This is a genomic window from Clostridium kluyveri, assembly GCF_001902295.1.
Taxonomy (GTDB): domain Bacteria; phylum Bacillota; class Clostridia; order Clostridiales; family Clostridiaceae; genus Clostridium_B; species Clostridium_B kluyveri_B.
Window position 1 is genome coordinate 2,459,975 of sequence record NZ_CP018335.1, and the last position, 16,969, is coordinate 2,476,943.

At 33.2% G+C, this 16,969-nt stretch carries 15 protein-coding genes; 1 reads left to right on the forward strand and 14 read right to left on the reverse strand.

Annotation, left to right across the window (positions count from 1 at the left end; genetic code table 11):
- Positions 1–28 precede the first annotated feature (28 nt).
- The 5 genes from BS101_RS11820 to BS101_RS11840 are packed head-to-tail and all read right to left on the reverse strand — an operon-like array spanning position 29 to position 4,885.
- Positions 29–853 (reverse strand): ABC transporter ATP-binding protein, encoded by an 825-nt coding sequence (locus BS101_RS11820; protein WP_073539004.1) that lies wholly within the window; start codon positions 851–853, stop codon positions 29–31.
- Between the two features lie 15 nt (positions 854–868).
- Positions 869–1,915, reverse strand: a complete 1,047-nt coding sequence (locus BS101_RS11825; protein ID WP_073539005.1) for a glycine betaine ABC transporter substrate-binding protein — start codon at positions 1,913–1,915, stop codon at positions 869–871.
- Positions 1,916–1,973: 58 nt separating this feature from the next.
- The gene (locus BS101_RS11830; RefSeq protein ID WP_073539006.1) at positions 1,974–2,789 is read right to left on the reverse strand and encodes an ABC transporter permease subunit; all 816 of its coding nucleotides are present in this window, start codon (positions 2,787–2,789) and stop codon (positions 1,974–1,976) included.
- A 12-nt stretch (positions 2,790–2,801) separates the two neighbouring features.
- Positions 2,802–3,158: a thioredoxin family protein gene (locus BS101_RS11835; protein WP_073539007.1), complete on the reverse strand. Its 357-nt coding sequence runs from the start codon at positions 3,156–3,158 to the stop codon at positions 2,802–2,804.
- 8 nt (positions 3,159–3,166) lie between these two features.
- On the reverse strand, positions 3,167–4,885 hold the full coding sequence (locus BS101_RS11840; RefSeq protein ID WP_242951250.1) for an alkaline phosphatase family protein: 1,719 nt from the start codon (positions 4,883–4,885) through the stop codon (positions 3,167–3,169).
- 313 nt (positions 4,886–5,198) lie between these two features.
- Here BS101_RS11840 and BS101_RS11845 point away from each other — a divergent pair, with 313 nt between their 5' ends.
- The gene (locus BS101_RS11845) at positions 5,199–5,438 is read left to right on the forward strand and encodes a hypothetical protein (protein ID WP_073539008.1); all 240 of its coding nucleotides are present in this window, start codon (positions 5,199–5,201) and stop codon (positions 5,436–5,438) included.
- A gap of 132 nt (positions 5,439–5,570) precedes the next feature.
- Here the strand turns inward: BS101_RS11845 and BS101_RS22350 are convergent, their stop codons facing one another.
- From BS101_RS22350 to BS101_RS11890, 9 genes are all read right to left on the reverse strand, one after another.
- The gene (locus tag BS101_RS22350; RefSeq protein ID WP_156876034.1) at positions 5,571–6,173 is read right to left on the reverse strand and encodes a hypothetical protein; all 603 of its coding nucleotides are present in this window, start codon (positions 6,171–6,173) and stop codon (positions 5,571–5,573) included.
- A gap of 15 nt (positions 6,174–6,188) precedes the next feature.
- Entirely contained in the window at positions 6,189–6,389 is a 201-nt protein-coding gene (locus BS101_RS11855) for a hypothetical protein (protein ID WP_073539009.1), read from the reverse strand.
- 50 nt (positions 6,390–6,439) lie between these two features.
- On the reverse strand, positions 6,440–7,522 hold the full coding sequence (locus BS101_RS11860) for a peptidoglycan-binding domain-containing protein (RefSeq protein WP_073539010.1): 1,083 nt from the start codon (positions 7,520–7,522) through the stop codon (positions 6,440–6,442).
- A 76-nt stretch (positions 7,523–7,598) separates the two neighbouring features.
- Positions 7,599–7,886 carry a hypothetical protein gene (locus BS101_RS11865; RefSeq protein WP_073539011.1) on the reverse strand — a complete coding sequence of 96 codons (288 nt, stop codon included), beginning with the start codon at positions 7,884–7,886 and terminating at the stop codon, positions 7,599–7,601.
- Positions 7,887–7,965: 79 nt separating this feature from the next.
- The gene (locus tag BS101_RS11870; protein ID WP_156876035.1) at positions 7,966–8,277 is read right to left on the reverse strand and encodes a hypothetical protein; all 312 of its coding nucleotides are present in this window, start codon (positions 8,275–8,277) and stop codon (positions 7,966–7,968) included.
- A 1-nt stretch (position 8,278) separates the two neighbouring features.
- Positions 8,279–10,183: a hypothetical protein gene (locus tag BS101_RS11875; protein WP_073539012.1), complete on the reverse strand. Its 1,905-nt coding sequence runs from the start codon at positions 10,181–10,183 to the stop codon at positions 8,279–8,281.
- A 59-nt stretch (positions 10,184–10,242) separates the two neighbouring features.
- Positions 10,243–11,928, reverse strand: a complete 1,686-nt coding sequence (locus tag BS101_RS11880) for a phage tail spike protein (RefSeq protein ID WP_073539013.1) — start codon at positions 11,926–11,928, stop codon at positions 10,243–10,245.
- 12 nt (positions 11,929–11,940) lie between these two features.
- Positions 11,941–12,648 carry a distal tail protein Dit gene (locus tag BS101_RS11885; protein ID WP_073539014.1) on the reverse strand — a complete coding sequence of 236 codons (708 nt, stop codon included), beginning with the start codon at positions 12,646–12,648 and terminating at the stop codon, positions 11,941–11,943.
- A complete protein-coding gene (locus BS101_RS11890; RefSeq protein ID WP_073539015.1) occupies positions 12,649–16,920 on the reverse strand; it encodes a phage tail tape measure protein in 4,272 nt (1,423 codons plus the stop codon).
- Positions 16,921–16,969 lie beyond the last annotated feature (49 nt).

Consider the following 16,969-nt stretch of genomic DNA (forward strand, 5'->3'; position numbering starts at 1 on the left):
GCCTAAGAATCACCTGATTTCAAGGTACCTAAAATTCCTTTCCATCATCCTCTTGTATTTCATCTATTAAACATTCTCTCATTTTTGAAAATTCTTTCCTGGATCTAATCACTTTAAAATCTTCTCCTTTATATTTAGCTAATGGATTTTTATATTCCTTAACTATTCTTCCCGGATTGGAATGCATAATAATAATTCTGCTGCCCAGTAAAAGTGCCTCATCTACATCATGCGTAATAAAGAATAAACACTTCTGAGTTTTTTGCCATATAAAATAAATATGCCTCTGCATTTTTTCACGTGTAAGTGCATCAAGGGCACTAAAGGGCTCATCTAAAAGTATTATTTTAGGATCTGCTGCCAGAGTTCTTGCAATGGCAGCTCTTTGTTTCATGCCTCCTGAAAGCTGATGAGGAAGCAATTTTGCAAATTTTTCTAAACCAACCAGTTTTAGATAATGAGAAGCTATTTCTGTTCTTTTAAATTTAGGCAGCTTTTTCATTTTTAATCCAAACTCAATATTCTTTTCTATGTTTAGCCATGGCAGTAAATTAGGCTGTTGGAATACCACACCTACCTGGGGATCAGGTTTTACATGCACCTTTCCATTGATAGAAACAATGCCTTTTGATGGCTTCTCATAACCAGCAATAATATTTAGAAGAGAAGATTTTCCACACCCTGAAGATCCTAAAATACATATAAAATCATTATCGTATAATTCAAGATTAATATTTTCAAGAGCTTGAATATGGCTGCCACATTGATTATACTTTAAACTTATATTTTTTAAAGATATATTCAAACCTGGTTCTAATGTTTCATTTACTAATCCGGATTCTATTGAATTCATTAATACTACATCCCCTTATTTGTTATCTTCATCATATAACTTTGTTAATATAGCTTTTTGATATACGGATAAATCCGGTGAAGATTTTACTGCCTTCTGCGTTACCAGATAATCTCCAGTACTTTTCAATAATTTTGCAAAATCTCCTGGTTTCTTTGAGGTTCCAAGATATTTTTCATTTACCTGATCCTTAGCATCAAGAACAATTATTTCATTCATGGATTTAAGTGTATCCTCTTCTGATAATCCTAATTCCTTTGAAAGAGCTTTAGCAGATTCTTCTGGTTGTTCTTTATATTGATGTACAGAATCATTCAAAACTGAGACATACTGTTTAAGTATTTCAGGATATTTATCTCCAAAATCTTTACGAACAATACTAAGCTCACCTGTAATAGCTCCCTTTTTAGCTAAATCCCCAGATGTTATAATAACCTTTCCTCCATCAGCTATAAGCTTGGACTTAGTTGTCTCCCATACATAGCCCCCTTCAATATCTCCTCTTTGCCATGCAGCCAATATATCAGGCATCTGCATGTCAAGAAGCGTCAAATCAGACTCTTTAATACCATTTAATTTTAACGCATTTAATAAACTGAAGTGGGAAGTTGAACTAAAAGTAGTAGCTATTTTCTTTCCTTTTATATCATTAATTGAATTTATTCCAGAATTGTTTTTTACCACTAAAGCTTCACTATCTCCTATAATGTCGTCAATATAATATACATAGTATGGAAGATCATTTGCTATTCCAGATGCTGCAGGGGGAGTGCCTATGGTTCCAAGATCCAATGATCCGCTGGCCATAGCTGTAATTATATCACGGCCTGCATCAAATTTTATCCAGGAAATTTTTATGCCTGGAAATTTCTTTTCCACAGCGCCCGTGGCTTTCGCAAGGAGTTCTCCATTTGGAGATGTCATGTATCCAATACGAATTTGTTTGGGCTTATTATCTTCGGCGTCAGAACTTTTACTACCGTTTTGACATCCTACTGTAAATGCTAAAATTCCTATAGTTATAAATGTTAAAACAATTTTAAGATGTTTTTTTATTATCATTATTATCTCTCCTCATAATTATAAATAACGCATGCTGTTCTCTTTAAATATTTTTACTTTATAATCTGTCTTCTGCTTCAATCCAGGGTGAAATCTTTCTTAAGACAAGCCTAATACAAGCATCAATAAATATAGCAATTATACCCATAATTATAATTCCCATGTATACCACATCATTTCTTAAAAACTTACTGGCATCTAATACCATCCAGCCAATTCCAGAAACAGCCGCTACCATTTCTGCAGCTACCAATGTAGCATATGCCACTCCTACTGCTGTTCTAAACCCTGTAAGCAAATCTGGCAAACAAGATGGAAATATAACATAAACAAATAATTTAAATTTAGATGCTCCAAGAGATCTGCATCCATTTATTCTATCTTGGGGTATCTTTTTTACACTGAATACTGCAGTAATAAAAAGAGGTGCAAATGCACTTAAAAATAGAAGTATTACTTTAGAAACATCAGTTATGCCAAACCACAATACTAAAAGTGTATAGTAAGCAAGAGGAGGAAGTGGTCTATAAAATTCAATAAATGGATCCAATATAGCAAGCAGCAACCTAGAGCTTCCAGCTGCAAGCCCTAATGGCACAGCTGTTATAAAAGCTAAAAACAGAGCAGTAAACAATCTTCTCATACTTGCAAATATGTGAAAATATAGAGGATATCCTTTATATCCTTCCTTTAAAGTTTCAACAAATACAGACCATACAGCACCTGGGGATGGTAAAAATACAGGATTGAACCAATTAAATTTACTGCCTATATACCAGAGCAGAAATACTACAACAACTGATATTATAGAAACCAGTTTATATCTGTGCTTTACGATATTAGTTTTTAATAGATTAAATATTTTCTTTAACATAAAAATCATTCCTCAAATAGTGAATTTATTCTCTATATTATCTATTGCTGTTTTAATTATTTTATCCAGTGCATCTCTATTATGAAAACCAGTAATTTTTTCTACTATTTCTCCTCCTTTAAATATTAAAAGAGTAGGTATGCCACTTAGCCTGAATCTTTGTGCTAATGCGTCATGTTTATCCACATCAACTGAATAAACATTTAATTTGTTATAATAATTCTCAGCCATTTCCTCTATAATTAGATGCATTATATTACATACTTTGCATCTCTCCGCGTTAAAAAATACCACTGCAGGAGTATTATTTTCAAAAGTTAGATTATCAAAATTATCTTCATTTATACTTGAAATAAATTCCCTATCCATAAAATTAATTACTCCTCCAATGCCTGATATATTATGCCGCCTTCTGTATTTTTAGGAACAGACACTCCAGTCAAATAGCTTATAGTTGGAACTATATCCTCCACCCCAACATTTCTATCAATGCTAACTCCTCTCTTTATGCCGGCCCCTACAGCTGCAAATAATGCTTTCATAGAATAGCCCAGCAGTGTATGATTGCTTAACCCATTTCCATGGCATCTGGTAAACTCAGGTTCTAATATATAAAATATATCTCCTGAATTCTCCCCTCCAAGTCCTAAAACCTCCATATCATTTCTATTTAAAGCAAAACTTATTATTCTTTTACCTGTTTTGGGATCTCTATAATTGTATAAATCATCTATTATTTTTTGTACCAATCTGTCATAATCTTCTGGTTCTACAATTCCCTCAGGATCTCTTCCCTTTAAATTTATATAGATAAATGCAGCCCTCTGTGAAACCGCTGTAGTCTTCTCCCAATCTATCTGGAGTTTCCCATTGACTTCTTTTAATTTTGTATATCCCATATCTCCCATTATTCCAGTATTTATGCCCCACATATCTCCTATTAGAGGATATTCTGTATATGGATTTTTACCAACACCACCATGATCTGAAACAATGAAAATGGCAGTATCTCCATCAAGCCGTTTTAACATTTCCCCGATAAAATTATCGCTTAATTCGTAAATCTTATATATCAACTCCTGATATCTCTTATATTCTCTAGAAACCTCTTTAAATGTATAATCCAAATAAAAATGATTGTACATATCTATGCCGTGCATATGAAGATACAAAAGATCCCATTCTTTATTATCTAACAAGTAATCAATAGCCTTTACATGCCAATCATACATTTCCGTAATGGACTCAAGCATAATTTTATCCGCAGTTTCATTTAACCTATCGTAATTGGCTGGCTGCAGCATAGGTCCAACTTCATCATATATTTCCCTGCCTATTTCAGATGGATAAAAATATTTTCCATTGTATAAATCAAGTGCAAATGAATAATAAAAGGTCAGCTTACTTCCATCGCTTTTTAAATCAATTACTCTTATTTTATAAGCTACTTTAGTGATTTTGCCATTAATCCTATAATTGTCATAAATCCAGTGACTCCACTGATTTACCTCTGTCTCTCCAATTGGATTATCATCCTGTTTACTGACATATATTTTTATTTTATTATAGTTTTTTCCATCCTCTGCTACTATCAATCCATATCGCCTTGTCATACCATTATTAACTGGCAAAATAACTTCTTTTGATTTATTAGGTGCATTCTTCCATCCATCAGCAGCTTTGATAGGAGTGATTACCTTATCTGAATTTGGAATATCTGCAGATGATTCACCATCTGCTTCTGAAGTCACAATATCAGATGGAGTATACCCGTACCCATCGTATTCAGACTTGCTTATATCTGCTTTTATAGAGGATACCTCACCTTCAACTCTACAGTCGGTACCAGTATTATCCAGCACATGAGGTATTTCTTTTATAGGAAAATCACCCTCAATACAGCTATATACTTTTTCATAATCTACGTATCCCCTTAAATTTGTATAAATACTTGTACCATCTACATAAATATCATTTTGGGTCTTAGGTGGCCATGCTGTAGGATAATTAAACAATATACTTTTTTTACCTTGCCTTGCATAAGCCTCCCATATAGTTTCTGCTTTTAATAATCCTGAATCAAATCCATACTCCAATTGATCTAAAGCATTCCCGAGAGTATGATTCCAAAAACGAATTCAATGACCATAGACATAAACAGACAAACTTGTCTAAAGCTAGTGGTTAAACCATTTGTAGCTTAAATATAAAATTATCGTTTGGCTAAAAAAGACATGTTTTGAAAATTATTTTTGACGAATTTTTGACGTCAAAAGAAAAAAGAAAGGGGATAATAAGAATGAATAAATACAAGATAAGAAGATTTAAACACAAGCATCTTAAGGAAGTCGTTGGAGGTTTAATTACAGTTATATTAGTATCTTGTTTGATATTGTTAATTAATCAATAATGGACTTTGATGAGTTTATAACTAAGATTAGAAATGCAGAACCTCCAGAAGTTATTAATAAAGATGGTAAACAACTAGTAGTAACACATGATTATCATATGATAAAAGATAATTTAAAGAACATGGACAACCCTCAGTTGTACAGGTATCAATTAGCTAGAAATGCTGGATTTGAACATAATATGGCTTTAGAATATGCCTTAAAGGGATATAAATTTATTAGAAAGTTATTTGATTAGAGAGTATGAAATCTATATGTATAAATATGGATTAACTGGATATAATGCTTGATATCACAAAAATACTTTACGTCTTGCTCAACTTAATATATTTTAATACAAAGCCATGGTAAACTCCATGGCTTTGTTATTTTATACAGTTTGAATGGCATTGGTGTTTTGGGGTGTTTGCACAGCACTTGAAATTGTTTGAATCTGCTGTTCAAGCTGCAGTTTTTGATTCTCCAAATTTGTCTTTTCTGCTGTAAGCTGAGTTACCTGTGCTTGGAGTTGTGATACTTGTTGGAGTAAATTATCTTGGCGTTGATTGCGCTGTTCCTCTGGTGTCTTGGAATCTAAAACTATCTCTTCTACGCTAGCATCTATGATTTTTTCTATTGCAGGTGTGATCTTTATATCAAAGGCCTTTAACCCTTCCTTTATAATTTCTATAGCTTTATCTTTTCTTTGCTCTGCAGGAAGTTGAGAAGATATATATAGTTGCTGTACTGCTTTTGTTGCTTTTAATACCAACTTATCAAGTATGTTTAGGAAACTTAAAACTTTACTTGACTTATTAGTTATTAGACTTTCGCCCATCTGTATAATAGTTTCTGCACTATCCAACCCTGTTTCTGCTGTTTTAAGAAAAGTAGATGCTGTTATTCCTTTCTTCTTAAAAAATACAATACCCAATCCTCCTATAACCACAGTAAGTACAGCTATAACAATTTGATATACATTCATCTTTTTCATTCCTCCTTAATTTATTTAATTAAAATTTTCTTTGTCTGGAAATACTTCTGGATAAACAGATTTACCTTTTTTAATAGTTTCAGTAACAATTTTTTTGATATCATCAGTTGTATCAGATTGCAATATTCTCAATAAACCTGCCAATAAATAAATATTTAATTGTTTAGATTGACTCCTATCCTCTTCAATTACTTTAATTTGTTCGTCTGTATACACTTTACATTCCTCCATTTTTTATAAATTAAAAGAGAGCCCTTTACAGCTCTCTAATTTGTTAAAAATATTGTCCATGTGTCCTTGCCAATGATACCATCAGTGCTCCTACCCCAATTCTTTTGAAGTTCTGTGATGGCCTGAAAACAAGCTTGTGTCCAGTAACCAGTGCCATTGCCTTTCCCTAGATACCCCCATTGAATTAATTTTTGCTGTAACCATTGATTAACAACATTGTTAGAATTTATTTCTATAGGATAAGAATTAAGAGTATTAAGAGTTTTAGTCCCTGCAATACCATCTACAAGCAAACTTGTACCATGCACCAAATTACAATCATATTGCAGATTAGCAATACTTTCTTTCAGCGCATCTGTAGTGACCTTAGTTAGTGCTGTAGTACTCCCGTTTAATCCACTATAAAAAGCATTATCTGCTTCATCTAGATCCCACGCTCCAAAAAACTTAAATCCGTAATTTTTAAAAGTGCTGTATGAATCTGTGGTAACTCCATAGGTCTGTATGCTTGGATATATTGGGAGTGTTAGACCTAATGATGCATAATCACTTTTGGTTCTTTCTATGGCTTTTGGCGCGCTCCATTGCAATTCACCCCAATAAATCTGTGGAGAAGTGAAATCACAATATTGATTGAACACTGAATATGGAATGTCTTGGTGATAAGTAGCTATAGGAAATGTGCTGTAGCCTATAAGCTTATTGGTAGAACGTCTTACTGTAGCACATACATTTGCTGAAGCTGTCCATTTATTACTTACATCTACCTCGGGATCGTAAATATAATAATCTGAATTCTGCAAAGCTTCCACTATTATATTTGCTTCTGTTCCGGGATAATTGAAATAGTTGTAACCCCAAGTACCAACCGCAAATCTAGCCGCCTTAAATGCATCATAATATTTTAAATAATCGTTTTTAAAGTTTATGCCGCCACCTGTATAGCTTGCACCCTCATGATACTTTATGCACACATTAGTTATACCAATGCTCTTTAAATGAGATATTAAGGCTTCTATGCTTCCATACTGATTTACTTCGTTCTGAAGTTGCCATATCCATATGAAATTATTTAGATTATCTTTTGTAACTTGCTGTGCTTGAACACTTTTGGGCATAAAAAAAACACCAACTATAAAAGTTAGTGTAATGATAAATGATATTATTTTATTCCTTCTCGTAAAAATTCCTCCTTTACCAATGAAATGTTTTTAAAATTTGCAATAAAAAAGTAGCTATTACGGTTATAGCTACGCCGCTTGCTATTCCTGTTAGGAATTTATTTTTTGACTTATTGATTTCATCTACACTTTTCTCTATTTTAGTGAGCATATTAAATATTGTTTTAACCTGTCCTTTTGTTTCCCCTGCCCATACTTCCATCTCCCCCACCCTCTTATCCGTGTCTTTAATATTTTCCTTTATTTCACTAACATCTTTGTTAAGGTTGAGCATGTAAGCGCAATCCTTGCAGTTTTCCATTTTGCACCTCCTATCTTAAATATTAAAAAGAGTTCTGGAGAAATCCAAAACTCTGAATGTGTTATGTCGCATTAATTTTCTATTGCGTAGTCTGTCCTTCGTCTAACAAATCTATAGCATCTTTAAATTCATCTAGCGTTTTCAAGTGTTCATATCCTTGTTTTATAAAATTCGGTGCTGAATCTTCAATGGATGGCGCAAAATGATAGAACTTTTGTTCTAAATATCCTTTACCCCCTTGAAAATCTGCTTGCGATATATAAGAATTTACTGATATATCTAATCTGCCTTTATATCCATTTATTGTATCTATTCTTATATAGGCATTTGAAGCAACTAAACCGTTACTTAAATTTATTGTTTTTTGTAATGCCATAAGACTCACTCCCATCTTAATTTCCTGTTAAAATTTTAAGTGCTCGCCAGGTACCAGGGGTACCTCCTGTAATACATATCCATCCGAAAACAATATACATATTACCACTCGTACCTGTTTCGACAGGATTAATATTTTTAACGACTTGGCCCTTTGTATATGTTCCGCTAGTTGGCATTGCTGTAGCATATATATCATTAGATATATTGTAAAACTCCGGTGATGCAATAGTACCATACGAAAAAAATGAATTGTATTCTACTGGTACACCAATACCTTTATACTGATTTTTTATAATTAAATCTAATATATTACACGCAAGATGTATACCGTCAAAGTAATTATCAATAGAATTGTCTACTATTTGCAGTTTTTCAATTTGGAACAAAGTATTATCCGTTCTGTTATCTATGCCTATGGCTCGTTTAACATTGTAGAAATTATTTTCAGTAATATCTACATTTTTGGTAATAGTGGTATCATAACCAACGATTCTTAATGCCCCATCTATATTATCACAATTATATATATCATTTTTTGATACTCGTATAATAGGCGATTCTCCTATTAATAGCCAATTCAATCTATCTGTTACCCCATCTAAACTTTTCCACGTATTTTGTTCTACATTTATATTATTGCTTTGTGTAATAAACCATGTCGCGCCTATACCGATATCTTTATTATTTTTTATATCAATAAAATCACTTATACAATTTATATTGATAAAACCACTGGAAATATTGTTGCCATTATATTTATTATCATATATTTCTACATTTCCTAAATTAGCATTTGATGATTGGTCACTTGCACGAATACCATATCCCGTTGTGTTAAAAGTATTGCTTTTAATTTTTACATCTTTAATTGAGTTAGCAGACTTATTTACTATTAAAATAGATGTAATAACGTTATTTATATTGAATATATTATTTTCAATTTCTATGTTTTTAATATATGTTCCATCATTGTTGTTAGGCTCTATATCTATTGCGGAAACAAATGTATTATTTTTACTTATTTGATTATCTTTTATTTTAGGATTTTCAGAAGAAACTAAAGCGACACTACAACGATAGGGATTTATAAAAATATTATCATGTATATTGGGATTGTCAGATGTATTTTTTATTTTAATAGTGTCGTCAAATGTATATGCTCCTACATACACACAATCACCTTGTGGTGTTTCAAAAATATTATTACATATTTCAACATTATCAGATGCACAGACAGCTATAATATGACTATGTTCAGTAATAGTACTTATACCATCCCAATTACCAATACAATAAGTGCCAGAAATTTTTATCTTACTATTTATTTGATTTACTGCTCTAAAAATTTGTGATTTACCTGCATTATTTACTGTGTCTTGTGGATTAACAGGAAACATTTTAATTTTTGGTAGTCCTACTCCTACTACATTGTTAGTTATTATTAATACTTCACTTATTTTATAGAATGAATCAGGATTAGTATTAGGTATTATAACTTCTTTTCCTGTCGCAAAAGCATTCTTAAAAGCAATTGTGTTGTCTGTTATTCCATCACATTTAGCTCCAAACCATGTTACTAGTACAACATCTGCCAAATGTGACGCTTGATTATCTAATCTTTGTCCTATAGTATTGTAAGTTGTATTATTTACATTATCTGTTCTAGCTGCTACGGTTTCCATGTTAGAGGGGTTTTCTACACTTTGATTTGCAATTTCCTGGTTGAATACATTTTCTAAATTTGTTTGCCTACTATTTATAGAGACTTCAAATTGTGCTTGCTGTTGTGTGGAAGTAGTTTCAAAATCATTCACATCATCAGCTATATCCTCAATGCCTCCTGCTAAATTCTCTCTTACGTCTTTTCCATACTCTGCAGTCCTAATTTGTGCGACTCTTTGACTTACATCAATTGACATTCGCATCACCTCTTTTTTAAAAATAAAAAAGCACCTGTAACTTTTAATTACAAATGCTTTTATGATATTGGTTGAAAATTATCTGATACCCAATTTCGAGTTGCTATAGTTTCACCGTCAATTTTCCCTTGATCCTCTTTTATATAACTTTTGGTATCTCCCGAACTATCCAAGATGAATATCCCTGCACCTTGGTTGCTATCTGCATATATCGCAACTCTAACGCCAGAATTATCTTTTAAATTTATAGTTCCAGAATCATAATCTTTTGATATTCCAAGTTCAATACGCGGTTTATCTTCTGAATCATTATACAAAATAAAAGTACCGCCATTATTATCAGAAGTACCATTTTCAGATCCAGCTTTTAAATTTAAATTACCGTCATTGTCATATATCTCAAATAAACCTCCATTGTCGTTGGTAGTATTTTCAATGATTACTTTTCCGGCTTTAGTTATCTGTTGTATTCCGTCCATAGTTAATGTCCTATTTTCGATATCTATAAAGAACAATTTAAGATTATTAACTGCGTCTTCTATAGAAATACCTTCGAGGGCATTAATTGTAATAATAATTTTATCATCACTACTTTTTACTCTAATACCAAAATCATCACCGACTTGCACACCATTGTGGACACTATTATTGCTTATACTGCTATTCCTAGTATCGTTAATAATATCGCTAGAAGTCTTATAGTTAGCCGATATTGTTATATTAGGGTTGTAAGGTTCTAATAGGTTCAAACTCAATTTAACTATCCTATATTTAGCATCTATACCCATAAGTGAATTTGTTATGTGTAATGTTGCCCCTAGTTCAAATTCCTCTGTTTTTTCTCCTGTAAGATAGCTTAAATCTAATGCTGTAGTAGATAATGTTAAAGTTGGTTGAGTATATTTGCCATCCTGTATATCTGTCAAACAAGCATCATATAGCTCTTGTGCATCCGTTGTATCGCTATAAGATACAGTCATTTCAATAGCTCCATACAAAGCCTTTGCAGTGGCATCCTCTATATAGTCAAGCCCTCCATTAACATCTTCTATAGTAAGATTATTAGCACCTAACGGAATTATTCTAGTTCCAAAGTTGTCCATATCCTTATCTAAGATCATCTTTTGGATATTAGTACCTAAATAAAGTTCGATAACTTTATTTGTAAAAGGTGTAAGCCAATCAAGGTATAAAAGTCCATTATTTTCTCTGATTCTTATATCTCCATCAATATTATTCTTTGATTTCATATCCGTAATAGTAGCTAAACAGGATTTGTAATCACATTGGTATGCATTACTTGAAGTAACTGCAATGGTACCCAAATATATTTTTTTTGAACTATCTACCTTGGAATTATGACTTGTTAGGATAATTTGTAGCTTAGTGCTTAAGCTTCCTAAAAGTGCTTCATTTCTCATTTTAGTATCATTTAAATATGTCAATGCACTCTCACATTCAATCTCTTTATATATGCTCGTACCATCCATATTGGGAGTAATATCTGAAATTCTACCTGTAAATCTTATAGAATTATCTCTGCTATCAATTACTTTTATTTTAGTAGTCAATTCGTACAAAAGATTATATCCTGGATTATTTGGATATATAGGAAATTTTAATGTATAGATTTCGCTTAAACTTTCGTCAAGAGGTAATTCCTTTAGATGCGGTGATGAATCATCTGGTATTGGATAATGTATTAATGTTTCAACTCCATTATTATAAATACAAACTTTATACAAATAACCACCTCCTCATAATGATTCTGCTCTAAATTTTACTTGTATAGTTCCATTACCCGTTATGATTAAATCATTCTCTCCATTTACAAATCTTACACTATATAAAATGTTATCACCAGTTGTTAAATTGTATGTTTTCCCGCCAAAAGTTAATGTCATTGTAGAACTACAATTTATAACAGGGCTTACATTTCTACCATTATTATAAATTTTAACCGTAGTGGTGCCACTTATAGAAAACTCATTTGTATATGCTGTATAATCAGTAAGGAAACAAAAATCATCCCAAATATCATCTCCAAAATTATCAATATTATATTTGAATGGATCGGCTATAAAGTCTATTTTTAAAGTTCCTAATCTTTCTAAGTTATCCCAACTTGGGACATCATCTACTTTAGCCATGTAATACCATGTAGGATCGTTTGATTGAATTAATTTTTGCTTGCCTGGCCCCATAAGCCACTCTAAAATCTGAGAATATCTAATGAACATCTCTGTTTTTTTAAGCCCTACAAATTGAAATTGTGTCTCTATTTTTCGATCTGCATAGGTAATTTCTCCTTGGCTTCCAACGGTGCTAAAGTCATATGAGCCGCTCATAAAAGGTACTTGAATTTTAATTACATTTGGGGTTGGAGGCTGTGGCTTGAAGTAATTAAGGACTAGCCCAAAATCAGTAAATGACTTTTTACCATTATAATTTATTTGCATTACCATTTAGCCTGTCACCCCTTTTAATTTCTTTCTAAGATTCTTACCTTGCAATATTTCAAGCCAAGGCATTACTACTTGCGCTGTTGCTTTTCCTTCCATTTCAAGAGTTATGCTCACATCTCCATCTATATTTAAATTAGAGGATGAATTTTGTGTGGTTGTATTGGTATTTACTGTACTTGGTGTTGCTAATTTCATACCAGATAAAGCATTATTCATTAGGTTTATTGCGCTTGCAGCTTGATTTAACATATCAATACTATCTTGATGACTTTTTATAACTTCACCGCCTGAGAAGTCTACATACTCCCATCCTTTTTCGTTTATATATGCTGGCCCTGCTGCTGCATTATTAGTTCCACGTTCATAACCTACATAAGCCCCACCGCTTGTAAAGAGTGGAGTATTATATACACTTCCATATGTTTTTTTAATATAATTTATAGCTGCTACAGCATTGTGTATAGGATTTAGAATATTATTTAATCCTTTCATAGCATATGAAGCGAATGTACTTGGTAATGTTTGTAATAATCCTGTAGCATGTTCTTTATTCTTTCCGACTGGTATCGGATTCCATGCAGAAGGATCACCTCCTGATTCAGCCTGTACTAATTTCTCTAACCCAGGCAACCAACTCATAGATGTTCCTGTGAGTGCTAATGCTGTACTTAGCCACCCTGCCACATTTCCAGCTACTCCAGATATAGCACCACCTATTTTATTTTTGAAAAAAGCTAATGCATCTTTAGAAGACATACCGTTTATAAAACCTTGAATAACGTTTGCGCCTATTTCAAATAATTTTCTTGAAGGTGAATGTATATCAAATCCATCTTTACCTGTAAAAGCTTCAATTACCTTTTGGGTTAAATTATGCACTATGCTTGTTAAATTATCTTGGCTTGATTTTATTCCTTCACCTATAGAAGTAACAATCGCAGTTCCTATAGAAGTGCAAGAACTAACAAAAGTGTTTAATATGCTCGTAACATTACTTAATAAATTACTTATAGCTCCTGTAACTGCGCTTGCTGTATTGGTTATACCACTTGCAATGGATGTATCTGTACCTTGCCCATATTGTACCGCACATACAGCAAAGGTATTCAGACTATTCCCTAAAGTTGTGATTACATTATTTACTGCTCCTGTAACTGCTGCTGAATTATTGGTTACTCCAATTCCCAAATTTGTATCTGTATCCTCTCCATGACCTATACATGATTGTGTAAAAGTTTTTACATTATTTGTTACTGTAGCAATTACATTATTTACGGGATTTATAGCTGCACTAGAATTATTAGTTACTCCTACGCCTAAATTTGTATCTACGTCTTGACCAGTTTTATTCATAGATGTTGCCATATTAGTCATTGTGGTGTTTACGGTAGATACCAAACCGTTAATAGGAGTAGTAACCTTATCCGTACTATCTGTTAAACCTTTCCCCAAAGATTCATTTAAGTTCTGTCCATTTTCTTCGTTGATTTTATCGGGATCTTCAGTATCAGTTGGGGTAATTACATTTGCTATGGTACTGGTATTGGTTATTTCAACATCTGAGGACGTATCTGTAAGCCCCTGCATTGCATTTGTTATAAGCCCCTTATTATCTATAATACCTTTGGCTACCTGCGCTACTGAATCAGTCACTTTTGGTATTCCATCAACAATACCTTGAGCAACACCTGAGGTTATATTTTTTCCAACTTCCTCACGCATGATACGAGAAGGAGACTTTATGCCTAGTGCATCCTTAAATCCTTGCACAACCCCTTTAGCAAATTCCCCTATTTTATCTTTTACCCATTTTGCCATGCCAGTTATGCCATTCCATAAACCTTTTACAAGATCTATGCCTATATCAACTAAATTTCCAGGCAAACTTTTAAAGAAACTTACTATATTACTTATTACTCCCGGAAGATTAGCAGCAGCCCAACTTATGATATTTTTACCCCACTCCCCTATATGAGTAATAGCACTTACAAGAATATCCCATAACTTACCTGGAAGACTGGCGAAAAAAGTAATTATATTGCCAATTATTGTTGGGAGATTAGCTGCAGCCCAAGCAATAATATTACTCCCCCACTCTCCTATATGACTAATAACATTTGTGAGTACATCCCATATCTTCCCGGGGAGTTCTAAGAAAAAGTTGACTATATTCCCTATTATGACTGGTATATTCGTAACAACCCAGGTTCCAATATCAACAGCCCATTTTACTAACGTCCCTATAACAAAACCCAGAGCATATCCAATATTAGCCGGCAATTGGCTAAAGAATGTACCTATGGACGTAATTATATTGGGTATGGCTGTAGCAACCCATGTTACAACATTTGCGCCCCAATTTACTATAGCCATAAGTGCTTGCATGAATAAATTTCCAATAATAGAAGGTAACTGCATAAAAAAACTTCCTATTTGACCAGGAAGTTGAGCTATAAATGTTATAAAATTATTAAATGCTGTCGGTATAGTGACGGTAAAGAAGTTCACTATAGCTGTCACTACTCCACCTACCGTACTACTAATTGATGTCCATATTCCAGCAACCACATTTCTAAACCCCTCATTAGTGGCTATAAAAATCCCTAGCGCGGTAGCCGCCGCTGTTATACCTATTATAATTAAACCAACAGGACCTAATATCATACTGAATCCTGCTGATATCAAAGGAAGCATACCGACTAATATTAATAATGGCCCAGCCACCAATGTTGTAACAGCTGTTACAACTCCTATTATTGCTATAGTACTTTGCATGCTAGGACTTAAATTATTAAATCCGTCTATTACCCCTTGTATCATATTAGATAATCCTTTTAATATTGGGATCAAAGCATTTCCTATAGAAATTTTGGCAGTTTCAACCGAGCCACTAAGTTGTTCTATTGCTCCATTTAATGTATTCATTTTTTGTGCTGCTACATCTTTCGCGGAAATCTTTCCTATAGAAGTTGCCATATCGTCCGCGCCCTTAGCTCCTTCTTTAAAAAGAATATTTGCAGCACGTATAGCATCAGAACCAAAAATAGTTTCCATATACGTCAAACGTTGCGCATCAGTCAATCCACTCATAGATTCTTGAAGTATATTGGAAACTTCTGATAGATTTTTAAAATGTCCCTGAGCATCAACGAATTTATTTGAACCGTCTGCTGTAATAATACCTAGTTTTTTCATAGCATTTGCAGATGCATCTGTTGAAGGTTGTAAATTCATAAGCATAGTTTTTAAAGATGTACCTGCATCTGAACCTTTAAGCCCATTTTGTGCAAATTCTGCCAACGCTGTAGTTGTATCTTTAAAGCTCCACCCTACGCTTGAAGCAACTGTAGAAACAGCTGAAAGCCCAAGTTTTAGTTCAGAAACAGATGTGGCAGATGCATTGGCTGCACCTGCCAAAATATCTGCTGCTTGTTGAACTGATAATCCATCATTTTTAAAAGCATTTAATGCAGTTGATGCTATTTCGGCAGCATCTGCTAGATTGATTTCTCCTGCTGTTGCCAATGACAACGCACCATTTAAGCCTCCATTTAAAATATCGCTTACACTAACACCAGCTTTGATCAATTCTTCTATCCCTTGAGCTGCTTCTGTAGCACTATATTTAGTTTCAGCACCCATGGTAATTGCAAGGTTTTTGAGTTCTGCACTAAATTTAGTAACTTCATCTGGTGCTATAACCGAATAAACATTAGCCATGCTTTGTTCAAAGTCAGCTGCACCTTTTGCCGCTACCCCTAAGCCTGCTGCTATTCCAACGCCTATTCCTGTCATTGTTTTTCCTATGTTTTTTACCTGTTCAAAAAGATTTCCGGTAGATTGTTTTGCCTTATCAAAAGATTCTTTATAATCATTACCTAATTTACTTACAACACTACTTTGATTTTTTAATTCTTTTGTTGTATTTTCTAATTCTTTTTGATTTTTATTTAATGTTGCAGTTTCATTGTTTATTCTTGCCTGAAGATTTTGAGCTTCCTTACTGTCTTCTCCTTTAGCCGCTGCAATTAATTTGTATTGTTGTGTCAAGTTGGCTATTTTCTGTCTTTGAAGATCTGTTACCTGATTTAAAGAGTTTATTTTTACTCGCAATCCTTCTTCCGATTTACCCCATTCATCCATTCCCGCGCTCGCAGCACGAAATCCACTTTCAATTACTCTTATTTGGCGGTTTAGATCCGTGACGCCCGCCTTAAAATTGGTCGTATCAAGTGACACGGAACCGCCAATATTATTACTATCATCAGCCATTTATCTCACCTACCTTTCTATTATCTTCCAAAGGTTTTGGTATTATTTT

Coding starts and splice junctions, on each gene's coding strand:
- BS101_RS11865 (WP_073539011.1), bottom strand. CDS start 7,886: ATGGAAAACTGCAAGGATTGCGCTTACATGCTCAACCTTAACAAAGAT.
- BS101_RS11830 (WP_073539006.1), bottom strand. CDS start 2,789: ATGTTAAAGAAAATATTTAATCTATTAAAAACTAATATCGTAAAGCAC.
- BS101_RS11825 (WP_073539005.1), bottom strand. CDS start 1,915: ATGATAATAAAAAAACATCTTAAAATTGTTTTAACATTTATAACTATA.
- BS101_RS11885 (WP_073539014.1), bottom strand. CDS start 12,648: ATGGTAATGCAAATAAATTATAATGGTAAAAAGTCATTTACTGATTTT.
- BS101_RS22350 (WP_156876034.1), bottom strand. CDS start 6,173: ATGAAAAAGATGAATGTATATCAAATTGTTATAGCTGTACTTACTGTG.
- BS101_RS11845 (WP_073539008.1), top strand. CDS start 5,199: ATGGACTTTGATGAGTTTATAACTAAGATTAGAAATGCAGAACCTCCA.
- BS101_RS11875 (WP_073539012.1), bottom strand. CDS start 10,183: ATGTCAATTGATGTAAGTCAAAGAGTCGCACAAATTAGGACTGCAGAG.
- BS101_RS11870 (WP_156876035.1), bottom strand. CDS start 8,277: ATGGGAGTGAGTCTTATGGCATTACAAAAAACAATAAATTTAAGTAAC.
- BS101_RS11835 (WP_073539007.1), bottom strand. CDS start 3,158: ATGGATAGGGAATTTATTTCAAGTATAAATGAAGATAATTTTGATAAT.
- BS101_RS11890 (WP_073539015.1), bottom strand. CDS start 16,920: ATGGCTGATGATAGTAATAATATTGGCGGTTCCGTGTCACTTGATACG.
- BS101_RS11860 (WP_073539010.1), bottom strand. CDS start 7,522: ATGCCCAAAAGTGTTCAAGCACAGCAAGTTACAAAAGATAATCTAAAT.
- BS101_RS11820 (WP_073539004.1), bottom strand. CDS start 853: ATGAATTCAATAGAATCCGGATTAGTAAATGAAACATTAGAACCAGGT.